General features: G+C 71.7%; 21 protein-coding genes and 2 pseudogenes. 12 read left to right on the top strand and 11 right to left on the bottom strand.

Going from position 1 to position 23,382, the window contains the following annotated elements; translation table 11 throughout:
• Positions 1-42: 42 nt before the first annotated feature.
• Together thpR and ABD323_RS14260 are read right to left on the bottom strand one after the other, a co-directional pair.
• Complete coding sequence (gene thpR, locus ABD323_RS14265; protein WP_344441870.1) at positions 43-657, bottom strand: RNA 2',3'-cyclic phosphodiesterase; 615 nt, start codon at positions 655-657, stop codon at positions 43-45.
• Between the two features lie 89 nt (positions 658-746).
• Positions 747-1,487: a class I SAM-dependent methyltransferase gene (locus ABD323_RS14260; RefSeq protein ID WP_344441869.1), complete on the bottom strand. Its 741-nt coding sequence runs from the start codon at positions 1,485-1,487 to the stop codon at positions 747-749.
• A 481-nt stretch (positions 1,488-1,968) separates the two neighbouring features.
• Between ABD323_RS14260 and ABD323_RS14255 the strand changes: the two genes are divergently transcribed.
• Both ABD323_RS14255 and ABD323_RS14250 read left to right on the top strand, forming a co-directional pair.
• Complete coding sequence (locus ABD323_RS14255) at positions 1,969-2,742, top strand: carbonic anhydrase (RefSeq protein ID WP_344441868.1); 774 nt, start codon at positions 1,969-1,971, stop codon at positions 2,740-2,742.
• 135 nt (positions 2,743-2,877) lie between these two features.
• Positions 2,878-3,675, top strand: a complete 798-nt coding sequence (locus ABD323_RS14250; RefSeq protein ID WP_344441867.1) for a methyltransferase domain-containing protein — start codon at positions 2,878-2,880, stop codon at positions 3,673-3,675.
• Between the two features lie 105 nt (positions 3,676-3,780).
• On the opposite strand, the gene ABD323_RS14245 is transcribed toward ABD323_RS14250, so the two are convergent.
• Positions 3,781-4,221, bottom strand: coding sequence for a hypothetical protein (locus ABD323_RS14245; RefSeq protein ID WP_344441866.1), 441 nt, complete (start codon positions 4,219-4,221; stop codon positions 3,781-3,783).
• A gap of 199 nt (positions 4,222-4,420) precedes the next feature.
• On the opposite strand from ABD323_RS14245, the gene ABD323_RS14240 reads away from it, so the two are divergent.
• The 3 genes and pseudogenes from ABD323_RS14240 to dnaK form a co-directional block, all read left to right on the top strand.
• Positions 4,421-4,810, top strand: a complete 390-nt coding sequence (locus tag ABD323_RS14240) for an effector-associated constant component EACC1 (RefSeq protein WP_344441864.1) — start codon at positions 4,421-4,423, stop codon at positions 4,808-4,810.
• Positions 4,797-5,450 (top strand): annotated as a pseudogene (locus tag ABD323_RS14235) (caspase family protein); the annotation flags it as partial. The gene ABD323_RS14240 and the pseudogene ABD323_RS14235, both read left to right, overlap by 14 nt.
• Before the next feature lie 363 nt (positions 5,451-5,813).
• A pseudogene (gene dnaK, locus ABD323_RS14230) lies at positions 5,814-7,292 on the top strand (molecular chaperone DnaK); the annotation flags it as partial.
• A 74-nt stretch (positions 7,293-7,366) separates the two neighbouring features.
• On the opposite strand, the gene ABD323_RS14225 reads toward dnaK, so the two are convergent.
• Positions 7,367-7,645 carry a hypothetical protein gene (locus tag ABD323_RS14225; protein WP_344441863.1) on the bottom strand — a complete coding sequence of 93 codons (279 nt, stop codon included), beginning with the start codon at positions 7,643-7,645 and terminating at the stop codon, positions 7,367-7,369.
• Between the two features lie 705 nt (positions 7,646-8,350).
• Here ABD323_RS14225 and ABD323_RS14220 point away from each other — a divergent pair.
• Together ABD323_RS14220 and ABD323_RS14215 are read left to right on the top strand one after the other, a co-directional pair.
• Positions 8,351-9,742: an RICIN domain-containing protein gene (locus tag ABD323_RS14220; RefSeq protein WP_344441862.1), complete on the top strand. Its 1,392-nt coding sequence runs from the start codon at positions 8,351-8,353 to the stop codon at positions 9,740-9,742.
• 303 nt (positions 9,743-10,045) lie between these two features.
• Entirely contained in the window at positions 10,046-10,513 is a 468-nt protein-coding gene (locus tag ABD323_RS14215) for a DUF6924 domain-containing protein (RefSeq protein ID WP_344441861.1), read from the top strand.
• 40 nt (positions 10,514-10,553) lie between these two features.
• Here ABD323_RS14215 and ABD323_RS14210 read toward each other — a convergent pair whose 3' ends face one another.
• Together ABD323_RS14210 and ABD323_RS14205 are read right to left on the bottom strand one after the other, a co-directional pair.
• A complete protein-coding gene (locus ABD323_RS14210) occupies positions 10,554-10,751 on the bottom strand; it encodes an effector-associated constant component EACC1 (RefSeq protein ID WP_344441860.1) in 198 nt (65 codons plus the stop codon).
• 243 nt (positions 10,752-10,994) lie between these two features.
• Positions 10,995-12,845 carry a flavin monoamine oxidase family protein gene (locus ABD323_RS14205; RefSeq protein ID WP_344441859.1) on the bottom strand — a complete coding sequence of 617 codons (1,851 nt, stop codon included), beginning with the start codon at positions 12,843-12,845 and terminating at the stop codon, positions 10,995-10,997.
• 488 nt (positions 12,846-13,333) lie between these two features.
• Here ABD323_RS14205 and ABD323_RS14200 point away from each other — a divergent pair, with 488 nt between their 5' ends.
• Entirely contained in the window at positions 13,334-14,788 is a 1,455-nt protein-coding gene (locus tag ABD323_RS14200; protein ID WP_425555987.1) for an extracellular catalytic domain type 1 short-chain-length polyhydroxyalkanoate depolymerase, read from the top strand.
• Between the two features lie 277 nt (positions 14,789-15,065).
• Here ABD323_RS14200 and ABD323_RS14195 read toward each other — a convergent pair whose 3' ends face one another.
• The gene (locus ABD323_RS14195; RefSeq protein WP_344441857.1) at positions 15,066-15,515 is read right to left on the bottom strand and encodes a CAP domain-containing protein; all 450 of its coding nucleotides are present in this window, start codon (positions 15,513-15,515) and stop codon (positions 15,066-15,068) included.
• 294 nt (positions 15,516-15,809) lie between these two features.
• On the opposite strand from ABD323_RS14195, the gene ABD323_RS14190 reads away from it, so the two are divergent.
• Positions 15,810-16,217, top strand: coding sequence for a hypothetical protein (locus tag ABD323_RS14190; protein ID WP_344441856.1), 408 nt, complete (start codon positions 15,810-15,812; stop codon positions 16,215-16,217).
• 174 nt (positions 16,218-16,391) lie between these two features.
• Here ABD323_RS14190 and ABD323_RS14185 read toward each other — a convergent pair whose 3' ends face one another.
• Positions 16,392-16,919, bottom strand: a complete 528-nt coding sequence (locus ABD323_RS14185; protein WP_344441855.1) for a hypothetical protein — start codon at positions 16,917-16,919, stop codon at positions 16,392-16,394.
• Between the two features lie 251 nt (positions 16,920-17,170).
• Positions 17,171-17,557: a hypothetical protein gene (locus tag ABD323_RS14180; RefSeq protein WP_344441853.1), complete on the bottom strand. Its 387-nt coding sequence runs from the start codon at positions 17,555-17,557 to the stop codon at positions 17,171-17,173.
• A gap of 533 nt (positions 17,558-18,090) precedes the next feature.
• Between ABD323_RS14180 and ABD323_RS14175 the strand changes: the two genes are divergently transcribed.
• On the top strand, positions 18,091-19,080 hold the full coding sequence (locus tag ABD323_RS14175) for an ADP-ribosylglycohydrolase family protein (RefSeq protein ID WP_344441852.1): 990 nt from the start codon (positions 18,091-18,093) through the stop codon (positions 19,078-19,080).
• Between the two features lie 44 nt (positions 19,081-19,124).
• Here the strand turns inward: ABD323_RS14175 and ABD323_RS14170 are convergent, their stop codons facing one another.
• A complete protein-coding gene (locus ABD323_RS14170) occupies positions 19,125-20,441 on the bottom strand; it encodes an MFS transporter (RefSeq protein WP_344441851.1) in 1,317 nt (438 codons plus the stop codon).
• A gap of 134 nt (positions 20,442-20,575) precedes the next feature.
• On the opposite strand from ABD323_RS14170, the gene ABD323_RS14165 reads away from it, so the two are divergent.
• Entirely contained in the window at positions 20,576-21,511 is a 936-nt protein-coding gene (locus ABD323_RS14165; RefSeq protein ID WP_344441850.1) for a LysR family transcriptional regulator, read from the top strand.
• A 73-nt stretch (positions 21,512-21,584) separates the two neighbouring features.
• Here the strand turns inward: ABD323_RS14165 and ABD323_RS14160 are convergent, their stop codons facing one another.
• A complete protein-coding gene (locus ABD323_RS14160) occupies positions 21,585-22,304 on the bottom strand; it encodes a hypothetical protein (RefSeq protein WP_344441849.1) in 720 nt (239 codons plus the stop codon).
• Between the two features lie 82 nt (positions 22,305-22,386).
• On the opposite strand from ABD323_RS14160, the gene ABD323_RS14155 reads away from it, so the two are divergent.
• The gene (locus ABD323_RS14155; RefSeq protein ID WP_344441847.1) at positions 22,387-23,181 is read left to right on the top strand and encodes a hypothetical protein; all 795 of its coding nucleotides are present in this window, start codon (positions 22,387-22,389) and stop codon (positions 23,179-23,181) included.
• The last annotated feature ends 201 nt before the right edge of the window (positions 23,182-23,382 follow it).

Here is a 23,382-nt window from a genome sequence, read left to right as displayed (position 1 = left end):
CCCGGCGGCAGGGGCCGCGGGGACGAGGGGCCCGCCTGCCGGCTACGGCTCGGTGAGGGCGTCCCGGTCCCCGGACCGGACGGGGGCGAATCGCCACGCCTCGAGGTCGCGGTAGCGGATCGGCCCGGGGCCCGGGCCGACGGGCCCGGCGACCAGGTGGAGACGCTCCGTCCACCACGGCCGGCCCACGAAACCCGTGAGCGCGGCCGCCACCTGCGACACGCTGGCGGGATCGTCGCGGCGCGAGCGCGCCAGGGTCAGATGGGGATGCAGCGGGCGGTCCCGGAACTCGATCCCGCAGGACCTGATCAGGTCCCGGACATCGGCGGCGAGCCGGTGCAGCCCCTCCAGGTCCCCCTCGACCCCGCTCCACAGCAGTCGCTCGTCGAAGTGGCCACCGCCCCGCAGCTCCAGACGCAGAGCGGGGTGCGCGGCGGTGGGGCCGGCCAGCGCGCGGCGCAGCGGCGGCACGGCCGTGGACGGCAGTTCACCGAGGAAGGCCAGGGTGATGTGCCAGTCCTCGATCCGGTTCCAGCGCAGCTGCGGATACCTGGCGTAAGCCGGCTGCAGGGCGCGGGCCAGTTCGTCCTTGGCCTCGTCGGGCGGGGCCAGTGCCACGAAGACGCGCAGGGTCGAGGGCTCGGGGAGATCGTCCACGAGGGGGGAGAGTAGTCGAGAACGGGACGCCCGCCGGCACCGGTGCCATCGGGCCGGGGCGGTGGTGGAACGCCGCGGCCGGCGGACGCTCAGCCGCCCGACCCCCTGCCGGCGGCGGCACCGACCACGAACCACTGGGCCGGCAGCGCGACCCGGGCGCCGTCCGGGTGGTGCTCGCTCATCGCGAGATCGCTCTCTCCCTGGTCGAGGATCTCCAGGGCGACGCCGCGCAGCAGCTCGGGCAGTTCCCCCGGGGCGACTTCGGCCGGCCGCAGTTGGTGCTTGCGCACCTGTCGGAGCCTGTGCGGCGGGCCGCCAGGCTGTTCGGCGACCTCCTGGAGCACCGCCTTGGCGGCAGCGGTCGGTTCGACCACCAGGCCCCGTCCGCGCCGGCCCAGCAGCAGGGCGACGGCCGTCGCCACCGGCACCCGGTCCCCCGGGTCGCTCTGGTGGAGCACGGCCCGCAGGTAGACGTTGACCTCGCCGAGGCGCTCACTCAGCCGCCGAACCGCCACCAGGTCCGTGAGGTCCAGCTGTTCGAACTCGGCGACGGCGTCGCGATCCGCCCGCCGCGCGTGTGCCACGGCCGAGGCGGACAGGTCCACGCCCACCGCGCGCGGGAAGTGCCCGGCCAGGTAGCGGGTCTGGGTGCCGTTGCCGCAGCCGAGGTCGACGATCGGCAGCGTGCGGTCGGCATGGGCCGCGAGCAACGCCGTGTGCGGGGCCGCCGTCAACGTGGCGTCCGCGTCCCAGAACGCCTCCCCCGGCTCACCCGTGTTCTCGGCCCAGAAGCCCTCCCACGCGCGTACGTAGCGCTCCGAAGCACCCATCAGCAGCTCTCTCCCCTGCGTCGTGACAGCGATAACAGCGATACAGCCCTCCCTACCGGCCCTGACACCGGCAAAACCACACCACCCAACCCCTCCACACCACGTTCGAGCCCACGGCGGGAGAACCACCCGGCCGGGTGAGTGCTCGCCGGGCCGAAGGCGCCGGCCGAGAAAGGCCCCGCCCCACCCCGGAGCCCCCGATGCGGGCAGATCCGGGCAACCGTCAGGACCCGCGGGTGGGGCCCGGTATCGGATCACCGGTGCGCAGGACGAACGTCAGCCGGGCGATCTCCCCCGGGGGAGTTCCTGCTCGCGTCGCATTCGATGTCACGGCCGGCGCCAGGCACCCCCGGCCGAGCGGGTGATCCGCGCCCCCGGGCGGCAGCGGGCGCGGTGTGGCGAGGCGGGGCCGGCGGCCCGGTGTCCAGACTCGTGGTCAGGACAGCCAGCAGAGAGACCGGCAGGAAGGCCGAGATCGCCGATGCATGACTCACCGACCGACCACCACCGGCGGAAGAACGTCGCCGAACCGGCCACCAGGCGCCGCTTCCTCGTCGGCGGCGCCGGGGCCCTGGCCGCCGTCCCCCTGCTCGCCACCACCCGGGCGTTCGCGCAGCCCCGCGGCATCACCGATCCGTCGCAGCCGCCCCTGCCGGACACGGACACACCCGGACCGGACGAGGCGCTGCGGTGGCTGGTCGAAGGCAACGAGCGCTGGGTGCGGGGAGAGCTCCTGCATCCGCACCAGAGCGTGGCCCGGCGCCTGGCCGTGGCCGCGGGACAACACCCGCTGGCGACGGTCTTCTCGTGCATCGACTCCCGGGTACCGCCGGAGATCGTCTTCGACCGTGGCGTCGGGGACCTGTTCGTCGTGCGCACCGCGGCCCAGACCAATGACGACCTGATCCAGGGCGCGGTCGAGTACGGCGCGGAGGAGGCCGTGACCCCGCTGGTCGTGGTGATGGGCCACCAGCGCTGCGGCGCCGTCACCTTCGCCGTGGACGCGCTCAACGACGGCCGCGAGGTGCCCGCCCACCTCGTCGCGGTGGTCGAAGCCCTGCGGCCCGCCTACGAGGTGGCCCAGCCCCTCCCCGGCGACCAGGTCGACAACACCATCCGCGCCCAGATCCGCCTCACCGCCGACCAACTCCGCCAGGACCCCCTGCTCGCGCCCCTCCTCTCCGAGCACCGAACCCGGGTCCTGGGCGCCTACTACTCCCTGGACACCGGCTGCGTGGAGTTCAACCTCCCCTGACACCCATCGAGGTGCGTGGCCGCGGCCCGGCAGACGTCAGGATCAACCGGGCCCGGCACGTGCGCGCCACTCGCCCACCCGGCAATGTATCTTGATATCGAGATACTTTGCCGAGCTGAGACGTCTGGAGCCTCGATGACCGCCGTCAACTGGGACCCCGAGCAGTACCTCCGCTTCGCCGACGAACGCACCCGTCCGCTGCACGACCTGCTGACCCGGGTGCCGCCCCTGCCCGGCGCGCCGGCCGCCGTCGTCCTGGACATCGGCTGCGGGCCCGGCAACTCCACCGCCGTGCTGCGCGAGCGCTGGCCCGAGGCCCGGATCACCGGGGTCGACAGCTCGCCCGAGATGCTCGCCCGCGCCCGCGGCCACGGCGAACCGAGCGCCGACTACCTGCTCGCCGACGCCCTGGACTACGACCCGGCCCCCGCCGCACCCGACCTGATCGTCAGCAACGCGACCCTGCAGTGGATCAGCGGCCACCTGGCCCTGCTCCCGCGCTGGGCCGCCGCCCTGCGCCCCGGCGCGAGCCTCGCCGTCCAGGTCCCCGGCAACTTCGACGCCCCCAGCCACACCCTGCTCGTCGAACTCGCCCGCAGCCCGCGCTGGAACGAGGCCCTGGGCCACCTCGTGGGCCGCGCCGGTGTCCACCACCCGGGCGAGTACCTGACCACCCTGGCCGCCACCGGCTGCACGGTCGATGTCTGGGAGACCACCTACAGCACCCTGTTGACCGGCCCGGACCCGGTCCTGGAGTGGACCAGCGGCACAGCCCTGCGCCCGGTGCTCACCCAGCTCACCGACCCGGCCGACCGGCAACGCTTCACCGACGAGTACGGCGCCCTGCTCCGCGAGGCCTACCCGGCCGGACCGCACGGCACCGTCTACCCGTTCCGCCGGATCTTCGCCGTCGCCACCCGCGACCACGGGTGACCATCCCCGAACCGGCACCGAGCATCGAGCCGGAGCGGTCGCGTCGGCCCGGCTGGGCAGGCGGCCGAGGACGAGCGAGCCCGACGTCCCCCCGGTGATCCCCGGTCAGCGGCGGCCGGTGGCCAGGATGACGAGGAACTGGCCGCCGCCCGGCTCGATGTCGGCGGTCACCGGCAGCTCCGGCACCAGCCGGGAGAACCGGTCCACCAACCAGTCCGCCGCCGCCTGGGCGTCCTGCCTGGTGGGACAACGGCCCACCATCTCGCGGCCCCCCTTGCGCTCCAGCCTCCCGGCCACCGTGATCAGCGGCGCGGGTTCGACCACGTAGAGGCGCTCCGGCCATTCGATGACCACCTTGACCGCACCCTTGCGGGAGTTGCACCCACGGTGCGCGAGCCGCTCGGCGACCTTGGCCTTCCGATCGGCGGTCCGGCTGTCCACACTGGGACCCCGCGGATCGTTCACCGACTCGTCGGGGTCGACCGGCTCGTCGCACACCCAGCATCGCCAGCCATCACGCTCGGCCACATCTTCAAGGAGACTCACCCGAGCAAACTAGCCTGCCCGACCATCACCGCGCACACCAGGGCCTCCGGCGCCCCCATCGATCCGCTGCTCGTCGAACCTGCCATCGAACCAGTCGTCCGTGACTCCACCAGGCCGGCGTTCGAGGCGGTTTCCCCCACCGGGTGGGTGACCATCATTTAGGCTGACGGACAGTTGAATCGCCTCGGCTGGGAGTGGGATGGAATCGCGGATCACCATCGCGGGGGCGGACCCGGCGGCCGCCGCTTCGGATCTCCGGTCGCTGCATGCCTGGCTGCGCCACGAGGACGAGCTGCGGGGGCGGGTGCGGCTGCTGGACGGCGAGATCGGTCCCGAGGAGATGGGCGGGCTCGCCGAGGTCCTGGTGGTGGCCCTCTCCACCGGCGGGGCGGCCACCGTCCTCGCCCAGGCGGCCGTCGAATGGGTGCGGCAGCGCACCCAGGACGTCACCGTCCGGGTCACCAGGCCGGACGGCGGGTCCATGGAAGTCCAGCTCAGCCGGGTGAAGGCCGGGGACGGGACGGTCGCCGAACTGCGCCGCTTCATCGCCGGGGAGCAACCGGACGCCCTGCCCGATGCGACTCCCTGACGGCGACCGCTCCCGGATCATCCTGATCGGCACGGCGAACTATCCGGCGGACCCCGACCTGCTCGACCTTCCGGCGGTGCTCAACAACCTGGCCGACGTCGCGGACGCCTTCGGCCTGCCGCTGCACGGCTGGTCGACCTCGCAGACCTGCGTGACCATCGCGAACCCGGGCAGCAACGAGGAGTTGGTGGACCAGCTCACCGAGCTGACCGCGCAGGCGGAAGACCTCCTGCTGATCTACTTCGCGGGCCACGGACTGCTGGACAGCGCGGGGAAGCTGCACCTCGGCCTGTCCCGCACCCGTCGCGGCAGACAACTGCGCCACACCGCGCTGCCCTTCGACGAGCTCAGGGAGTTCGTCATCGACAGCCCCGCGCGCAAGCGGGTGGTCATCCTCGACTGCTGCTTCTCCGGGCGTGCCATCGACATCATGGCTCCCGGCGATTCGCTCGCGCTGGACCAGATCGACATCGCCGGGACCTTCGTGCTCACCGCCACCTCCGCCAGTACGACCGCGCGCGCACCACACGGCGAACGGAACACCGCGTTCACCGCCGAGCTGGTGCGGCTACTCACCGAGGGGGATGAGAACGCGCCGCTGGACCTGACCCTCGGGCAGCTCTACCAGCTCCTCCACCAGCGGCTGGTGAGCAGGGGCCTGCCGAAGCCCCGCCGGCAGGGCACCGACACCGTCGCCGACCTGGTGATCGCCCGCAACAGGAGCTACCGGCCCGCGACCGAGGGCGAGCGCTGGGCTCGGAGGGAGGACAGCGGCCAGGGGACACCGCGCATGCTGCTCGACGAGGAGGAGTTCCTCGGCCACAACGGGGACCCGGACGGGGCCGCCCGGAAGTACGGCAGGATCGCGGGTTTGCTGGCCAGGCTGTACGGACCGGAGTTCGTCGATGCGAAGGCCGCAGAGGCGAGCCGGGCCGTCTGGGCCGAGTTCGGCACCGCGCGGACGGCCTCCCCGTCGGCGCCCGCTCCGCCGAGCGTCCGCCGAATCCGTGCGGTCGGCATCGACCTCGGGACGACGAATTCCGTCGTCAGCGTCCTCATGGACGGTGAGCCCAGGATCGTCACCAACGCCGAGGGCACCCGGAGCACGCCGTCCGTCGTCGCCTTCGCCGAGAACGGCGAGGTGCTCGTCGGTGAGGTCGCCAAGCGCCAGGCGGTCGCCAACGTCGACCGCACCATCCGCTCGGTCAGGCACCACATGGGCACCGACTGGAGGATCGGCATCGACGGCAACGACTTCACGCCGCAGCAGATCTCCGCCTTCCTGCTGCAGAAGCTCAAGCGGGACGCCGAGGCATACCTGGGCGAGACGATCACCGACGCCGTCATCAGCGTCCCGGTGCACTCCTCGGACGCCGAGCGCCAGGCGGTCAGGGAGGCCGGCGAGATCGCCGGCCTAGCCGTCGTGCGCATCGTCGAGGGGCCGGCCGCTGCCGGTACGGGCTACGGCGCGGACGAAGAGAGCGACCAGACCGTCCTGGTCTTCGACCTCGGCGGGGGCACCCTCGACGTCGCCGTCCTCGAGACCGGCTCCGGCGTGGTCGAGGTCAAGGCCCTCGGCGGCGACAGCCACCTCGGTGGCGACGACTGGGACCAGCGCGTCGTCGACCACCTGGTGAGGACCTTCCAGGCCGGCCACGGCGTCGACCTGTCCAAGGACGAGATGGCCGTCCAGCGCCTGCGCGAGGCCGCCGAGAAGGCCAAGATCGAGCTCTCCTCGTCCTGTGAGACCTCGATCCACCTGCCCTACATCGCGGCGTCCGCCGAGGACCCGCTGCACCTGGACGAGAAGCTCACCCGAGCCCAGTTCCAGCAGCTCACCGCCGACCTGCTCGACCGATGCAAGCACCCGTTCGACAACGTCATCAAGGACGCGGGCATCCGGCTGTCCGAGATCGACCAGGTGGTCCTGATCGGCGGCTCCACCCGCATGCCGGCCGTCGCCGGGCTCGTCAAGGAGCTGACCGGCGGCAAGGAGCCCCTCGGTGCCGCAGACCCGGACGGGGCCGTCGCGATCGGCAGCGTCCTGGAGGCCGGTGTGCTGAAGGGCGAGGTCAAGGACGTCCTGCTGCTTCGGGTCGCCCCGCAGTCCATCGGCATCAGGATCACGGACGGCACCATGAACGCACTGATCGAGCGCAACACCACGATCCCGACCAGGCGATCCGAGATCTTCACCACCGCCGAGGACAACCAGCATTCCCTGCGGTTCAAGGTCTATCGGGGCGAGCACCGCAACGCAGCGGACAACGAACTGCTCGGCGTGTTCGAGATGACCGGCCTGCCACCGGCCCCGCGCGGCCTGCCCCAGATCGAGGTCACCTTCGACATCGACGCCAACGGCATCATGCACGCGTCCGCGAAGGACCTCGGAACCGGCAAGGAGCAGAGGATGACCGTCACCGGCTTCTCCGCACTGCCGAAGGACGAACTCACCCGCATGCGCGAGCAGGTCGAACGCTACCTCTCCCCGCCGTCGACCCCGTCACCGCGGCAGCCCTCGTCATCTGGCTCCACACATGATCGGCCGGACAGTCCTCAGCCGACGACATGGCCGCCGCAGGAGCACCGCCGTCCCACCTGGTAGCACATGTATCGCAGGCAGCCCAGGCAGATGGTCGCGTTCTCCATCCTCCAGGAGTCGCGATGGCAGGTGCAGAGCACGCGTTGGCGGAGCATGTCGTTCCAGCCGGCCGGGCCTGCGATGTAGGCGTGGGCGGCTTCCACGTAGGCCTCGGTGAGGGGGTCTCCCTGCTGCCTCTTCCGCTTGCTGTCGTGCCACCACAGGTGGACGGCGAAGAAGACGGTCCCGGCCACCAACCAGTCGCGATTCCGGCGTGCTCACGCCGGCCGGGGCGATCATCGTAGTCACCAGTGACAACTCCACACACGAGCCTCCAGCAGCCTCCGCGCTCAATCGGGGAGGGCTGCCCGTCGTAGACGCGGGTTCGTCCGGTCGGACACGACTTCTTCCGGTGGTTCGTCCTGTTCCTCTTCCTGGTGCCCCGGGCCGGCTCGGTGGTCTGATCGGTACCAGCACAACCGGCCGAACCCGCCGGCGCGGTTCCGTGCCCTGCGGGCGGGCCGGGCCCCGTCCACTAGTGCCGACGAACCCCGAGCCCGTGGTGGCGACCGAATCGAAGAGCGCCGGGTTCGGCCGGCAGGTATCCCCACGCCTGCCGGCGAGCTCGGCGCGGCCCCCCACACACGAGGAGTCGGTGACGTGCGAGGCATCGCGCTCGGGCGGTCCACGACCGGGCGAGGACCCGTTCACGTCGGCGGGGTCTGCCTCGGCGCCCGCCGGCTCGCCGCCCGCCCGGGGCGACCGGTGCCGCCGCACCGGGACGTCCGCGGATCCGCAGTCCGGACCCCGACCCCCGGCACCGCCGGCAGAGCGCCGTCCGCGAAGAACGGGGCAAGGACCGGGCGGGCATCTGCCCCGGTCCCACCGGCACCCACCGGGGTGCCGGCCACACCGGGTCCGCCCACCCTCGCGTACCCGGACACCGACAAGGAGTCCCTGTGTCAGTTCCCCGAATGAGAAAACTCCTCGGCGTACTCGCCGCCGCGGCCCTGGCCCTGACCGCCGCCGGTCTGACCACCACCGCCTCGGCCGCCGCACCGACCCTGCCGAACGCCACCCACGCCACCACGCCCAACGCCGCGGCGTTCGTTCCCATCGTCCTGAGCGGCACCCACACCCTGGCCACCGGCGGCCTGGACCTCGAAGTGCCCGGCAGCAGCCCCAGCACCGGCACCCAGCTCGACACCTGGGCCGTGGTGGCCGGCAGCGCCAACGAGAACTGGCAGTTCGACCAGCTGTCCGACGGTGCCTATGAACTCGTCAACAGCTCCTCGGGCCTGTGCGCCGAGGTCAACGGCGGCTTCACCAACGCCGGCGCCGTCGTCGACCAGTGGACGTGCGTAGTCACTGCCGACGGAGGGCCGCCACCCAACGAGCAATGGCTCCTCACAGCGCTGTCCAACGGCTCCTACCTCGTCACCTCGGTGAACAGCGGGCTGGTGCTCACCACCGCCTCGACCGCCAACGGCGCCACGCTCACCCAGCAGGTGAACACCGACTCGCCGCAGCAGCAGTGGACGATCGGCACGATCAACCCCGGACTGAACGGCAACCACAACCTGGTCACCGGCGGCCAGAACCTCACCTACGAAGACGGCAACGTCTACACCACGTCCGGGGACGACTACACCCAGACCTGGACGTTCATGCCGCAGTCCGACGGAACCTACGAACTCGACGTTGCGACATCCTGCATCACCGTCACCGGCGCGGGGGTGGTCGGGGCCGAGTGTCTCGACACCACCAACCAGCGCTGGATCCTCACATCGCTGTCAAACGGCTCCTTCACCGTCACCTCGGCGCTCAACGGTCAGCTGCTCACCTCGAACCGTGAAGGTACTGAGGTGACGACCCAGCCGAACAGCAACTCGCCGCAGCAGCAGTGGACGGTCGCCCCGCCCTCCATGACCGTCCCCGCCCTGAACGGCAGTTACGAACCCCTGGTGACCACCGGCGAGCTGTACCTCGACAACGGCGGCAGCTCCACCGCCGGCGAACCGCTCGTCATCGCGACCCCCGGCCGCGGCAGCCAGGGCTGGGGCTTCGAACAGCAGTCCGACGGTTCCTGGGAACTCGTCAACATCGTGTCGAACCTGTGCGCCGAGGTCAAGAACGGGTCCACCGCCATCGGCGCCCTCGTGGACCAGTGGGGCTGCGTGGGCAGCACCAACGAGCGCTGGTACCTCACGCAGCTAGCGAACGGCCTCTACATCGTCTCCTCGGCACGCAGTGGGCTGCTGCTCACCGCCAGTCACGCCGCCAACGGCTCCGGGGTCGCGCAGCAGGCGAACACCAACTCGCTGCAGCAGGAGTGGATGATCGGCGTATGAGGCAGGGTGTGAGACACCAGCCGGTCCAGTGGGACCGGACACGATGACCCGCATGTCTCACGTGATCTGGTCTCTCACAGCGGAATCGGACCAGATCACGTGAGACCGGGACCAGATGGAGCGAGACAGGACAACGCCGTCCATCTTCGCTGTCACACGACATCCTTGACCTGTCTCATCGAAGTTTGACGAGTCTCACGGAAGTTTGACCGCCGTGGGTTTGTCTCATCGGAGTTTGACCGTCTGTCGGCGGGGGCTGGCATCGTGTGCGGTCCGTACCCCTGGAGATTCCGGAGCCCGAGGATGCTGCCCGTCATAGCCGGCCGCGATGAGTTCGCCGCGCTGGTCATCAGAACCGACTTCGGCGACGAGGGAGCTTGGCAGGCCATACTGGCGGAGCTCGTGAAACCCTGGGAGTTCGACAGTGGCGATGTCGATCCCTATCTGCACATCGTCGATGATCCGGCTTGGTCAGGAGCGGCGGCCGACGAGGTGGTAGCCACCTTGTCCGGGGACGAGGAGCTGAGCGTCGTCTATCTGGCGGACCGTTTCACGATGGACGACGACGAACACGCGCTGCTGGTGCTGGCGGTGCTGACCAGGGAGGAGTGCGAGAGCGACGAGGAGTTCGAGGCCTACAGCGGGTCGGTGCGGACCACCCCGGGCGGCATCGGCCACATCCACGCGAACCTGTCGATCGCCAACCTCGACTTCGCGGACGTCCTCGACGCCGCCCAGTCCGACCCCGCTGGTGTCTTCCGGTCCTTCTGAGGCTCACCACGACGGCCGGTCAAACTTCGTTGAGACGCCGTCAAACTTGGTTGAGACGGGTCACCCCGGCTCCGACGGCCACCGTCAGCAGGTCGACGGCCGAGCCCAGCTCGTTCTCACCGATCGACCGCCGGACGGCCCGGCCCCGTCCCCGCAGCTCATCCTCGTCGACCAGCCACGCGTACAACGAGGACAGCTCCTCGCCGGACCCGTCGACCACGGAAATCCGTGCGTCCAACTCCCCACCCCTGCCCGGTCGTCCAACTGGCGGCGACACTGTAGCCGAAACGGGGCGGGGTGGGGACGATGCCGGGGCGGGGTGGGTGGTGGCCCGGGCCGGCTCGGGCGACAGGCGTCACCTGGCTGATCACGCCGACCCGCGCACGACTGACGGGCTGTCAGGAGCGCGCGGCTCGGCGGTGATCCGTCCGACGGGCCTGGCGGGGAGGGGTGGGACGGGGTGGGGTGCGGTGGGGTGCGGTCAGCGGGGGTGGACTTCGAGGAAGGCGCGGACCGCGGACTCCAGGGCGCCTTCGATCCAGGCGGGCTTGAGGCTGGTGTGTTCGCCGGCGAAGTGGACCCGGCCCTCCACGGTGCGGCTCGCGGGGTGCAGTTCGTGCAGCTGGCCGGGGGTGAACATGACCGCCTCGCCGAGCGCGTAGCGGGCGCGGGCCCAGGACTGGGTGGCGCCGACGCCCGTGAACTCGCTGCGCACCTTGGGTCCGAAGAGGCGTTCCATGTCGTTCAGGGCGAAGGCGTAGCGCTCCCCGGGGGTGAGGGAGTCCCAGCGCATGGCGTCGTCGGACCAGGTGTAGGCGGCCAGGACGACGCCGCCGGGCGAGCCGTCGGGGGCGTGCGAGGGGAAGTAGGTGAAGCGGCTGGCGCTGTCGGCGGCGCAGCCCCCGCCGGTGAAGCCGCCCGGTCCGTTCTCCCAGAAGCGGGTCTTGAACTCCAGGAGGACCTTGGTGGCGCTGTCGTAGTGGAGTTCGGTGACGGCGCGGCGCTTCTGGTAGGACATCAGGGGCTGGATGTCGCAGAAGCGCAGGGCGCTGAAGGGGATGGTGATGATGGCGTAGTCGCCTTCGAAGACCTCGGTGGGGTCGGTGGGGGCGCCGTCGGCGGAGTCCTCGTCGCCGGTCTCGGCGGTGGTCTCGATGCGGACGCCGGTGTCGGTCTGGGTGAGGCGGGTCATGCGTCGACCCAGGCGCAGGTCGTTCTGGAGGGGGGCGGCCATGGCCTGGGTGAGGGTGTCGGTGCCTCCTTCGAGTTCCCAGTAGCGGTTGGTGGGGCTGATGACGGAGTGGTCGATGAGGGTGGGGATGAGGGAGTAGTGCAGGCGGGACGTCATGTTCTCCAGGGTGCCGACGGCCTGGAGAGTGGGGAGGTCCCAGCCGGCTTCCTCGAGGAGGTAGCGGTGGGTGGAGTGGCCGTCGTACGTCCGGAAGATCCTGGACCAGGAGGCGAGTTGGTCGGCGATCGGGCCGTCGGGGACGGTGACGTTCTTGAAGGCGCGGTCGACGGCGGCCGACGTGGTGCTGCCCAGGGCGGTGCCGAAGGTGGCGTTGAGGGCGCGCGGGGACTGGGCGTAGGCGGCACGGGTGCTCTGGGTGCCGTTGACGGAGATCTTGGTGCGGTAGGTGGCGGTGGGCGGGGTGAACGGGGCGCGCTTGGGCCCGCTGTCACCGTTGGTCCACGTCTCGCCGGTGTGGGAACGGTAGGAGACCGGCGGGACGTCGCCGGTGGCGGCGGCGCCGGGGGTGATGTCGACGTTGTAGAAGAGACGGCGCTTGAGGGCGAGCTTGTCGGCCAGCGCCAGGACCAGCGGGTGGAAGTCGGGCAGGCGCATCGCACCGGCCTCGGCGTGCAGGGCCTTGTCCTCGAAGATGCCGCGGAAGGTCTTGACGCGGCCACCGACGCGGCTGCCGTTGGCCTCGATGACCACCACCTCGTGTCCGGCCTGCTTGAGGAGGCCGGCGGCCGCCATCCCCGCCACTCCGGCACCGACGATCAGGACCTTCTTGCGGGGCGCGCGGGCGGGCAGCTTGCCGTCGATGAGGATCTTCAGATAGTCCAGCTTCAGGTCGCTCTGCTCGTCATCACCGACCAGCAGCATCTTGCGGGCCAGGTCGCGTGCCTGGGCCTCGTCCGCCCCGCCGCCGTGGCCCGAGCCGGACGAGCCGGGCGAGGTCGACTGGGCGGAGGCGCGGCCGACCAGGCCGGCGCCCGCCGCGACCGTGGTGACCGCGGCCGCCGAACCGAGCACGGCACGCCGCGAGGGCCCCGGACGGCCGGGGGCGGGGGCGGGGGCGGGCTGACTGGTGGACAGATCCACGAGGAACTCCAAAGGGGCGTCGTGAGCGGGGAGTAGGAAGCGGGGAGTAGGAAATACCCGGCCAACCCGCGCCGCCTCGTCGAGGACACGACAGCCCCGTCAAGATCACCCGATCGTGCTGTGCCACCCACATGCAGGGGCGAGAATCCCCGGCCTGTTCGGTCCGGCCGGTCGACCGCGACCTCGGCGACGGCCTCGGCGGCGGCCTCGGCGGCGGGGGGCATCTGGTTGCGGGGGCGGGCGTGAACTCCGCCGGCCCCTTCATCCAGGTGCCCGCACCGTAGGAGCCGCCCGCGGTTCCTGATATGTGGACGTCCTTCGCTTCCCGCGGTGGCGAGGTGTGGGCGACCGCCATGGACAGCTCAGACGCCGGTCACGAGGGTGGGGACAGGCTCGACGCGCTGCCCGACGCGCTGCCCGAGGCTCCGTCCGAGGCCCTGCCCGGACGCAGGCCGTCGGGGCGCCACTCCCCCACCCAGGAGCGCACCATGTCGCACGCACACCCCCACCCGAGTACTGCCCCGTCCGCCCCGAGGCGCCTTCTCGCGCTGCTCGCCGGCGCCCTGCTCCTCGTCACCGGCCTCGTGGCGGCGCAGCCCGCCCGGGCGGCCTCGCTCACCCAGGTCGGCAGCTTCGGCGCCAACCCCGCCGGTCTGAACATGTACAGCTATCTGCCGGACAACCTCCCCGCCAACGCCCCGCTGGTGGTGGCCCTGCACGGCTGCACCCAGTCCGCAGGCGACTACTACAGCCACTCCGGCTGGCCGAAGTACGCCGACCTCTGGGGCTTCGCCGTCGTCTTCCCCGAGCAGCCGTCCTCCACCAACCCCCTGCTGGACTGCTTCGACTGGGGTACCCCCTCCGATGACGGCCGGGGTCAGGGCGAGGCGAGGTCGATCTACCAGATGGTCCAGTACGCGCTGACCCACTACGGCGTCGACCCGCACCGGATCTACCTCACCGGCCTGTCCGCCGGTGGCGGTATGACCGCTGACCTGCTCGCCGACTACCCCGACGTCTTCGCCGCCGGATCGATCGACTCCGGCCCGCCGGCGCAGTGCTCAACCAGCGGCATCTCCAACTCCAACTGCACCTCGGGCACCACCAGTCACACCCCGCAGCAGTGGGGCGACCTGGTCCGCGGCTCCGATCCCGGGTACGGCGGTCCCTGGCCGCGCGTGGCGATCTGGCAGGGCAGCTCCGACGCCACCGTCAACCCGGCCCACATGACCGCCTCGCGTGACCAGTGGACCAACGTCTGGGGCATCGGCCAGTCCCCCTCCAGCACGCAGACCCTGCCCGGCAACACCAGTTTGAGCGTCTACGACGACAGCGCCGGCAACCCCGCGGTGGAGACCTACGCGATCTCGGGCATGGCCCACGGTCTGGCCGTCCACCCCGGCTCGGGCATCGACCAGTGCGGCTCGACCGGCGCCTACTACCTCGACTCCATCTGCTCCAGCTACTACACCGCCAGGTTCTTCGGCCTGGACCGCAGCACCCTGCCCGCGCCGACTGGACTCGCCGTCACCGCCACCACCGACACCACCGCCACGCTGAGCTGGAACTCCCTGACGGGCGCCGCTGGTTACACCGTCTACCGCAACGGCACCAGGACCAACACCACCCCCGTCACCACCACGGGCTACACCGACACCGGCCTCACCCCCGGCACCACCTACACCTACACCGTCGCCGCCCTCGACAGCACCGGAGCCACCGGAACCACGTCAACGGCCGTCAACGCCACCACCACCGCGAAGGCGCCGTGCTTCACCGACAACAACTACAACCAGACCGTCGCCGGCCGCGCCCACCAGATCGGCGGCTACGTCTACGCCAACGGCTCCGACCAGGCCATGGGTCTGTGGAACGTCTACACCACCCACACCCTCAAGGAGACCGCCACCAACACCTACGTCATCGCCGACGGCCAGTGCTGAACCCCCACCGGCCCACCCACTGGTAACGCACGGGCGCCGCCCGCCGCCCGCCGCCACCCGCGGCAGGCGGTGCCGGCGCACGTCGGGGTGGGCGCCACCCGACGGACCAACAGTAAGGGGTGGCAGGGATGCGCGGTACGGACACGGTTCACGCCGACCCCGATGACCTTGCCGCGATGCGCGCGGCCTTCGACATCGAGGACGGCGCCGAGTCGACGCTCGGACGGCTGACACGCCAGGACGGTCGTCGGCCGGCCGTTCCCCGGACGCGTGGACCTCAACCGAAGAAGTCCTGCGTGTAGTAGAACCTGCCGTCGGGGGCTTGAACGATGCCCACCCCAACGGACCTGAAATCGCAGTTGAGGATGTTTCTGCGATGCCCATCGTTGGGCGGCGTTTCGTTGAACCAGAAATCGAACGCCGCGTCCGCATCCGGGAAACCGGCGGCCACATTCTCGCCTTCGGAGCCGGAGGCACCCATGAACTTCGTGATCCGGCCCGGTACGTTCGGCCCGCCCGACACAAGGGGTTCGTCCCAGCCCAGTGAGCCATCGGAACCGTAGTGACTGGGATGCGGCGGCCGGTCGGCGGGAGGCGGGGCGTTCAGGAGATCGGGGTGGTCGGCGAGGTCCTGACTATGGGTGCGGGCCGCCCGCAGCAGCCTGACGTCGAGCTGCACGGGAGCGCATCCACTTCCCACCGTCGCCCCGGCACGGCCCGTGCGCATCCGGAGGCCGCACTCGGGCCGGACAGCGCCGGTACCCGCCCATCGGACACGACCGGGGCCGGGCCCGGGACCGCGGCGGCGCACCGCAGAACTGGGGGCTACGTAGGGGGTTTGCGTGTTTTCACTGATGCCTCCCGACCCCGTGACCGGAAGACTCGCCACCGATCGGCGCAGCCGACTGCGACGGACCGGCTGTCCGGGCGCAGCTGGCTGCCGCGCTGCCGGCCGAGACGGTCGGGAACATCAGCGCCTTGTTCCAGCGGTACAACAGCACCAAGCAATGTGGAGGTTCAGATGGGCCTGGCGGAACGCCGCAGCGTCGAGCGGTTCAAGAACGACGACTACCCCGGCTGGAAGGCGCGCATCGACGAGGCGGCGGGATTCGAGGTGCCGATCGAGGTGGAGTGGCCGGAGCTGGCCGTCGCCGACTACGCCGACAGCTACGCCGAGTACTTCCCCCAGGTCTACTTCCAGCCGCTGGTGGACGCGTTCGGCGCGGTCGCGGCCGATGACATGGGCAGGGACGCGCTCCGCGAGGGGATGTCCAAGGTCGTCATCAGGAACACCGGGGTCTTCTTCAGCACGACGGGGATCGTCTTCGCCGACGGCGTGCTGACGTTCGACCACATGTCGGACACCAACACCCACCATGTCGAGGAGCGCACCAAGCACATCCAGGACATCCTCGAGTCCGGGCTCTGACACTCCACCCGAACGTCTCCCCTCCCACAGGTCAACGCCGTGGGAGCGGGGAATGCAGCGGGGAGACGACGGGGGCGGGGCGGTCAGGACCGCCCCGCCCCCGTCGCGTCCCGCCGCCCAGCGGCCCCTGCGCGCGTGGCGACAACGGCAGAGGCCGCTTTCGCCTCACGGGCCTCACGGGAAGTACAGCGACGCCTTCTCCAGGACGTGCCCCGTGAACATCCCGCCCCACCTCACCCGGCCGCGGTACATGGCCACCCGGGCACCCCCGGGAGCCGGCGTCTCCACCGTGATCGGCCGGCCGAGCACCGAGGTCCCGAGGAGCCGGGCGTCGGCGGTGGCCCACTTCGTCGCGGACGGCTGAACACCGCCACTGATCAGCGCCGGCAGGACCAGCGCCGCGTTGCGGGCACCGGGCAGACCGCTCCGGATGCCCTTGACCCGGTCCATCGACCATCGCGTGAACTCCGCCAGCGCGGCTTGGTCGATCCCGGGAACCGCGGCAGCGAGAACGAACAGCTCGGCCTTGGTACCGAACCACCGCGCCCTGCGGTCCGATCGACTGCCGACCACCACCCGGAACTCACGCCAGGTCGTCGTCGTCAGATGGCAACCGTCAGCCCCCATCCGCTCGGCGAGTCCCGCAAGATACGTATCGGCCGCGTCGATCGGCGGCGCCCCGTCAGCCTGTTGCTTCGTCATGACGAGGATCCTGCACCACCGGTACGACAGCCGGCGCACCGCGGACCCACCAGTCCGTCACCAGTGGCCATCCCCAGGCGATTTCCGGCGACCCGAGCCCACCTCGGCTGTCCCGTCGGCGGCCAGGAGCCTCAGGGCATCGACCCGCCGCTGACGACCGTCGCGATCAGCCGGGGCGATCGGGCTTCATCCTCGAGACCCGGGGCGGGCCTTCGGCTGCCGAACGCATCGCGACCGCAACACCCGGCGCGTCATTGGGGTCGCGCCGCGACCTTGCGGAGAAGCTCCCCGGACGTACAGCTCTGGTCGGGGTCCATGACGAGACAGAGGTTGAAGCCCCGTTGATCGCGCTGCACCTCCACGTCGACGTCACAGCTCTCGTTGGGGTCGGCCGTGGCCGTCCTCAGCGCCAGCGTGAACGAATCACCCTTGGTCGCCGAATCGGAGCCGACATAGCTGCCCGGTGCTCCGACCGGCACCCAGAACTGCCATGCGGCGTCCGACGCGTCCGCAGGGCACTTGGTGTCCGGCACGGCCTGGTTGAGGCCACTCACGGTCGCACGGTGATCGACCGCCACGTGCAGCCGGGCGCCGGCCGCGTTACCCCAGTCGCCCACCAGGTCGGCCCGCTCGATCACGGCGGACTGGCCCCCGGCGCCCCCACAAGCGGTGCACCCGAGAAGTAGGCACCCCAGCACCGTCGCGACCCGCCGACCTCGCCAGCCGGCCTGACGCGTCCAACGGCGCTTCCTCGCGCCTCCCTTCGGCACATCCGCGCCGACCGCCGCTGAGAACCCGCGTCCCGGTTCCATGCTCTTCCCCCAGATGTACACAGCTGCAACGTATGGCCACCCGCTACATCGGCCAGGGGTTAGCTTGTCAGAGAATTTGAACGCGTTCAATCCACTGACTCCGGTGCTCTTCCGCGGCTGGCACCAAGGGGCGGACAGAGCGCCGTGGGTGCTGGAGCACTCGGACGGGTACGGGACACACGCTCGCCTGATGGGCCACCAGCCGGGACACCCGACAGCCGCCCGCCTGGGCGTCTCCATGGCCGTTGACAATGCGGTGGCACCGCGCCGCGCCGGCTGCCTACCCTGGCGGCTGCCACGCGCGAAGGCGAGGCAGCCCGGGCCTCCGGTCCGCGGCCCGACCGACCCTCTGGTGATACATGAAGCGCGCAACTGGCGCCCTGCTCGGACTGGCGATCGGGGACGCGATGGGCCGGCCGACGGAGTTCGAGGACGTCGAGGACCTGGCCCGGCGCTGGCCGGACTGGCGTGCACTCCCCCTGCCGGAACCGGCGTTGGTGACCGACGACACCCAGATGACGCTCGCCCTCGCCCGTGCCCTCCAGCGGGCCGGCGAGCTGACGCCGCAACGGCTGCTGCCACCCCTGCGCGAGGAGTTCGTGGCCTGGGCCCGCTCCCCGGAGAACACCCGTGCCCCCGGGATGACCTGCCTGGCCGCCTGCGCGCTGCTCGGCCGGCCCGGGAAGCCCTGGCAGGAAGCCAGCCAGCCGGGTTCCAAGGGCTGTGGTGCCAACATGCGGGTGGCACCACTCGGCCTGCTGCCGGGTCTGGACGAGCGGCAACTCGCCGGTGCCGCGCAACTGCAGGCGGCGCTGACGCACGGCCACCCCACCGCGCTGGCCGCGAGCGAGCTCACGGCACTGACAGTGCGTCTGCTGGTCGACGGCGTCCCGCCCGCCCAGCTCCCCGGCCGGCTGCGCGCCCGGGCCCAGGCTGCCCGGGAGCACTACGACGCCTACTGGCTGGACGACTTCGCCGCCCGGGTCGGCATCAAGCGGCCCGAGCTGTTCCTCGCCCGGGGCTGGGACGAGTGCCTGACCGTCCTCGACCGACTCGACGCCGCACTGGCGGCCCCGACACCGGATGCCGACCCCTGCCTGGCCACCGGCGAGGGTTGGATCGCCGAGGAGGCACTCGCCACCGCACTGCTCTGCTTCCTGCTCTTCCCGCACGACCCGGTGCTCGCCGTCCGCCGCGCCGCCTACTCGGGTGGCGACTCCGACTCCATCGCCTGCCTGACCGGCGCCTTCGCCGGCGCCCATCACGGCGCCGCCGCCTGGCCCGCCGACTGGAGGGCGCGCCTCGAGCACCACGACGAACTCCTCGCCTTCGGCGCCCTCTGGGACTGACAACCACCGTGGCCCACGGCTGCCCGACCGCCACCTGGCAGGCGTCAGGTGCGGCTCGGCTCGGGCCCCGGGGTCGCCTCCTCCTCCGCCTCCGGTTCCGGTTCCGGCTCGGTGGGGAGGGGGGCCGGGCGGCGTGGGAGGAGCAGGGGGGTCGCCAGCAGGAGGGCGCCGGCCAGGGCGATGGCGGTTCGCGGGCCGAGCAGGGTGCCCAGGACACCCCAGAGGGCGGTCAGTAGCGCGGTGCAGGCCTTGGTCGTCACGGCCCAGGCGGACAGGGTGCGGGTGAGGCGGTCGTTCGCGGTGCGTTGGAGGCGGTAGGTGGCGGAGAGGGGGTTGAAGACGCCGCAGCAGAGGATCAGCCCGAACTCGACGCCCGTCACCAGCACCAGTCCCCCGGTGCCCGGCCGCACGAAGGCCAGGCCGACGGGCCACAGCGCGCGCAACGCACCGGCCGCGACCAGGACCCGGTGCCGGCCGAAGCGGATGGCCAGTGGTCGGGCCAGCCGCGAGCCGAGCAGCCCGCCGATCGAGGGCGCGGCGAAGGCGAGCCCGTACTGCCACGGTGCGAAGCCGAGTCGCCCGAGCATCAGGACGGCCAGCAGCGGCTCGGCGGCCATCACCAGGGCGTTGAAGACCGCGGTGTTGAAGAAGAGTGGGCGCAGCGCCCGATCGGTGAGGATGTAGCGCCAGCCGTCGAGCAGGTCGCCGGCCCGCAGCCGCGTGGCCGGCCGGCGCTCGGGCCGCGGCTCGGGCCCGCCCATCGCGCGGATGCCCAGGGCCGAGAGCAGGTAGCTGGCCGCGTCGGCCAGCACCGTCGCCACCGGGCCCAGGAGCCCGAGAGCCGCGCCGCCCAGGGGCGGTCCGACGATCGTGGTCGTCCAGGCCGTGGACTCGAACCGGGCGCCCGCCACCAGCAGGTCCTCGGCCGGCAGCAGCGTCTTCAGGTAGGCGCCGGAGGCGGCGCGGAAGGTGATGTCGGCCGCCGCGACGACGACCGAGACCAGCAGGAGCTGGACGAAGGTGAGCACGCCGAGCGCGTACGCGGTGGGGATCGTCAGCAGCGCCGCGAACCGGACCAGGTCCATCGCGATCAGCACCGGCCGCTTGCGGCGGAACTCCACCCACGGGCCGAGCGGCACCGCCACCAGCGCGCCGACCGCGGCCCCCACCGAGGAGAGCGCGGCGACCTCGGCCGGTCCGGCGTGCAGGACCCGGATGGCGATCAGCGGGAAGGCTCCGAAGGCGAGCCAGGTGCCGAGCGCGCTGGTCCCGTACGCTCCCCAGAACCATCCGAACCGCCGCCCGAGCCGAGGGCCCGGCCAAGGTCCTAGTCGACGTCCCAGCCGTTGCCAGCTCCCCATGCCCGACGCCCCTCACCGCTCACTCGCACAACCGATCCGCGATCGGATCCATCAAAGCGGGCGCCGTGGCCGGGGATCAAACAACCGCCGAGTCCTCAGCCACAACCAGCGGTTGTTCCCTTAGGGTGTCGGGCATGGATCTCGTCACCGTCCGGACCTTCGTCGCCGCAGCGGATGCGGGGCAGTTCCAGGAGGCCGCGACCGAGCTGTCGGTCACCCAGCAGGCCGTCTCCAAGCGCATCTCCGGGCTGGAGCGCGACCTCGGGGTTCGGCTGTTCACCCGCACCGCGCGCGGCGCCGAGCTCACCATCGACGGGCAGGCGTTCCTGCCGCACGCCCGCGAGCTGCTGCGGGTGGCCGAGCGCGCGGTCGACTCCGTGCACGCCGGCCGCCGCCCGCTGCGCGTCGACGTGCTCACCTCCCGCAGTGCGCAGTCGGGCCTGATGCGCGGATTCCACCGCGCGCACCCCGAGATCGAGCTCGACGTGGTGATGCTGTTCGACATCGAGACGGCCGTCGCCGCCATCCGCTCCGGTGCCATCGACGCCTCCTTCCGCGCCGTCGCCGTGCCCGGCCGGCCGCTTCCCGAGGACATCGAGTCCGTGCGGGTGCTCGACGAGTCGCTGCAGCTCCTGACCGGCCCCACGCACGCACTGGCGGGTGCCCGGTCGGTGACCGTCGCCCAGCTCGCCGGGCACCGGATCTGGATGCCCGGCATCGTCCCGGGGACCGAGTGGGCCGCCTACTACGACGACCTGGTCGCCGAGTTCGGCCTCACCATCGAGGCGACCGGCCCCAACTTCGGCTCCGACGCGCTCCTCGACACCATCGCCGACACCCCGGCCCTGGCCACCTTCATGGGCGAGCAGACACGCCTGGTCTGGCCCGCCGACCACGGCCTGCGCCGCATCCCCGTGACCGACCCGGCGCCCGTCTACCCGCACTCGCTCCTGTGGCACCGCGACAACCCCCATCCGGCGCTGGCCACCCTGCGCACCCACCTCGCCGCCGCGACCGCCGGCCACGACGCGGCCGGGACCTGGGTGCCGGGCTGGGTGATCCCGCGGTGAAGGGCCCAGCGGCTCAGCGCTGAAGGGCGCGGCGGCTCAGCGGCGCCCCAGGGGCCCGGCTCAGGGAACCGACTCAGGGGACGAAGTGCGCCCCCAACAGCCCCCGGCCGGCCCCGGCCGCGGCGCGCCAGACCGGGGGGACGCCGTCGAGCAGCGCGTCGATGTCCTCCCGGTCGCCCTCGTCGCGCAGGGCGGCGGTCAGGAGGCGCTCGGCCTCGGCCCGGTCCCCTGTGCTCCAGGTGAAGGCGCGTTCGATCGCGGGAAGGGTCCGGCGGACCTGCTCGGGGGTCAGGACGAGGTCCCCGATCCAGCCGGGCAGGTGGGCGAAGCGCTCCGGGCCGAGGGCGAAGGCCATCGCGGCGGCCGGATAGGAGTTGCGGCAGGAGACGGCGAGGTACGGGAGGGCTTCGTCACGGCCGCACTCCCACGCCTCGTAGACGCGACAGATCCGCTCGTCCAGCGCGGACGGAGCGGCCGCCTCGACGAACCGGTGCCGGGACTCCTCGGTACTTCCCACCTCGCGCCACCACCGCAGGAGGTCCCCGGAGGAGGGATGGGCCGCTTCCTCCTCGACGGCCGGCAACAGGTCCGGCGCGTACCGCGTGATGGCATCGGCCTGCATGGGCACCAGGCACCACATCCCCAGGAAGCTCATGGTGCCCTCCTCTCTCTCCGCGCTGTCCTGCCGGCATGCTGCCACCGCGGTCCGACAGTCACCCGTGGCTTCCCGGCCGAGCGAGCCGAACGGGTCGAGCGAGCCGAGCGGGTCGAGCGGGTCGAGCGGGTCGAGCAAGCCGGCCCAGCGGGTCGATCACGGCGGGCGGCCCGACTTTTTTTCGTTGACACACCTTCAGGCCGTCCCGACGATGGGCCTCATGCGTTTTCTTCGGCGGTTGCGTGCGGATCTCTCGGCAGGGGAGAACCTGGAGATCTACACGACGGCACTGCTCTCCCTGGTGCTGGCCGTCCTCGGGATCATCGGCACGGTCGGGGGTGACGTGCTGGCCGCCGCCACGCTCGCGACGCTGGCCCTGCTGGCCGGCGGGATGCTGGGCAGCCGCCGGCAGGTGGCGGAGCTGACGGCCGAGGTCCGCGCCCGGGGCAGCGGCGAGGTCCGCGCCGAGGACTTCCTCGGCCGGGAGAAGGCGGACCTGGTCGAGCACGTGCGCACCGCACAGGACATCCGCATCGTCGGGGTGACGCTCTCGCGGACGCTGCGCAACCTGGTGGACGAGCTCCAGCGCAGGACCGTCGCCGGCGCCGTGGTCAAGGTGGCACTGATCGACCCCACCGGTACGGGCCCCGACGAAGCGGCGCACCGCAGCACGATCCCCGAGCGGGGCGAGATGTACCGCAACCGGCTGCGCTCGTCCGTCGACCTGCTCCGCGAACTCGCCGAGACGCCCGGCGCCGCGGGCCGGGTGGAGGTGCGCTTCCTGCGGTTCGTGCCGGCCTTCGGGCTGCTCCTGCTCGACCCGCAACGACCCGGCGGCCGCATCCACGTCGACATCTACTCGCACGGTTCGGCCAGCGGTGACGCCGTCTTCACCGTCCTGCCGCACCGCGACGAGCAGTGGTTCCAGCACTTCCAGAGCGAGTTCGACAGCGTGTGGGAGCACGGCCGGCCGGCCGACGCCTCGGACGGCTTCCCCGTGGCCGCGAGCGCATGAGCGGAGCGAGCCGGCCGGCCGGTGAGCTGCGGCTGGAGTACGAGAGGTGGCGCCGGTGGTGTTCGGGGGTGGCGTACGCGGTGTTGGTGGTGAGCGCGGCGGCCGCCGTGGACAACCGGCCGGCGGCCGTGGCCGGGGTGGTGGCCGCGGGGTACCGGGGGGGGCGGGCGGGGGGGGGGGGGGGGGGGGGGGGGGGGGGGG

Source organism: Kitasatospora nipponensis, from assembly GCF_039528135.1.
Taxonomy (GTDB): domain Bacteria; phylum Actinomycetota; class Actinomycetes; order Streptomycetales; family Streptomycetaceae; genus Kitasatospora; species Kitasatospora nipponensis.
Note: the sequence above shows the minus strand (reverse complement) of the source record. Positions and strands in the feature narration are given on the sequence as shown.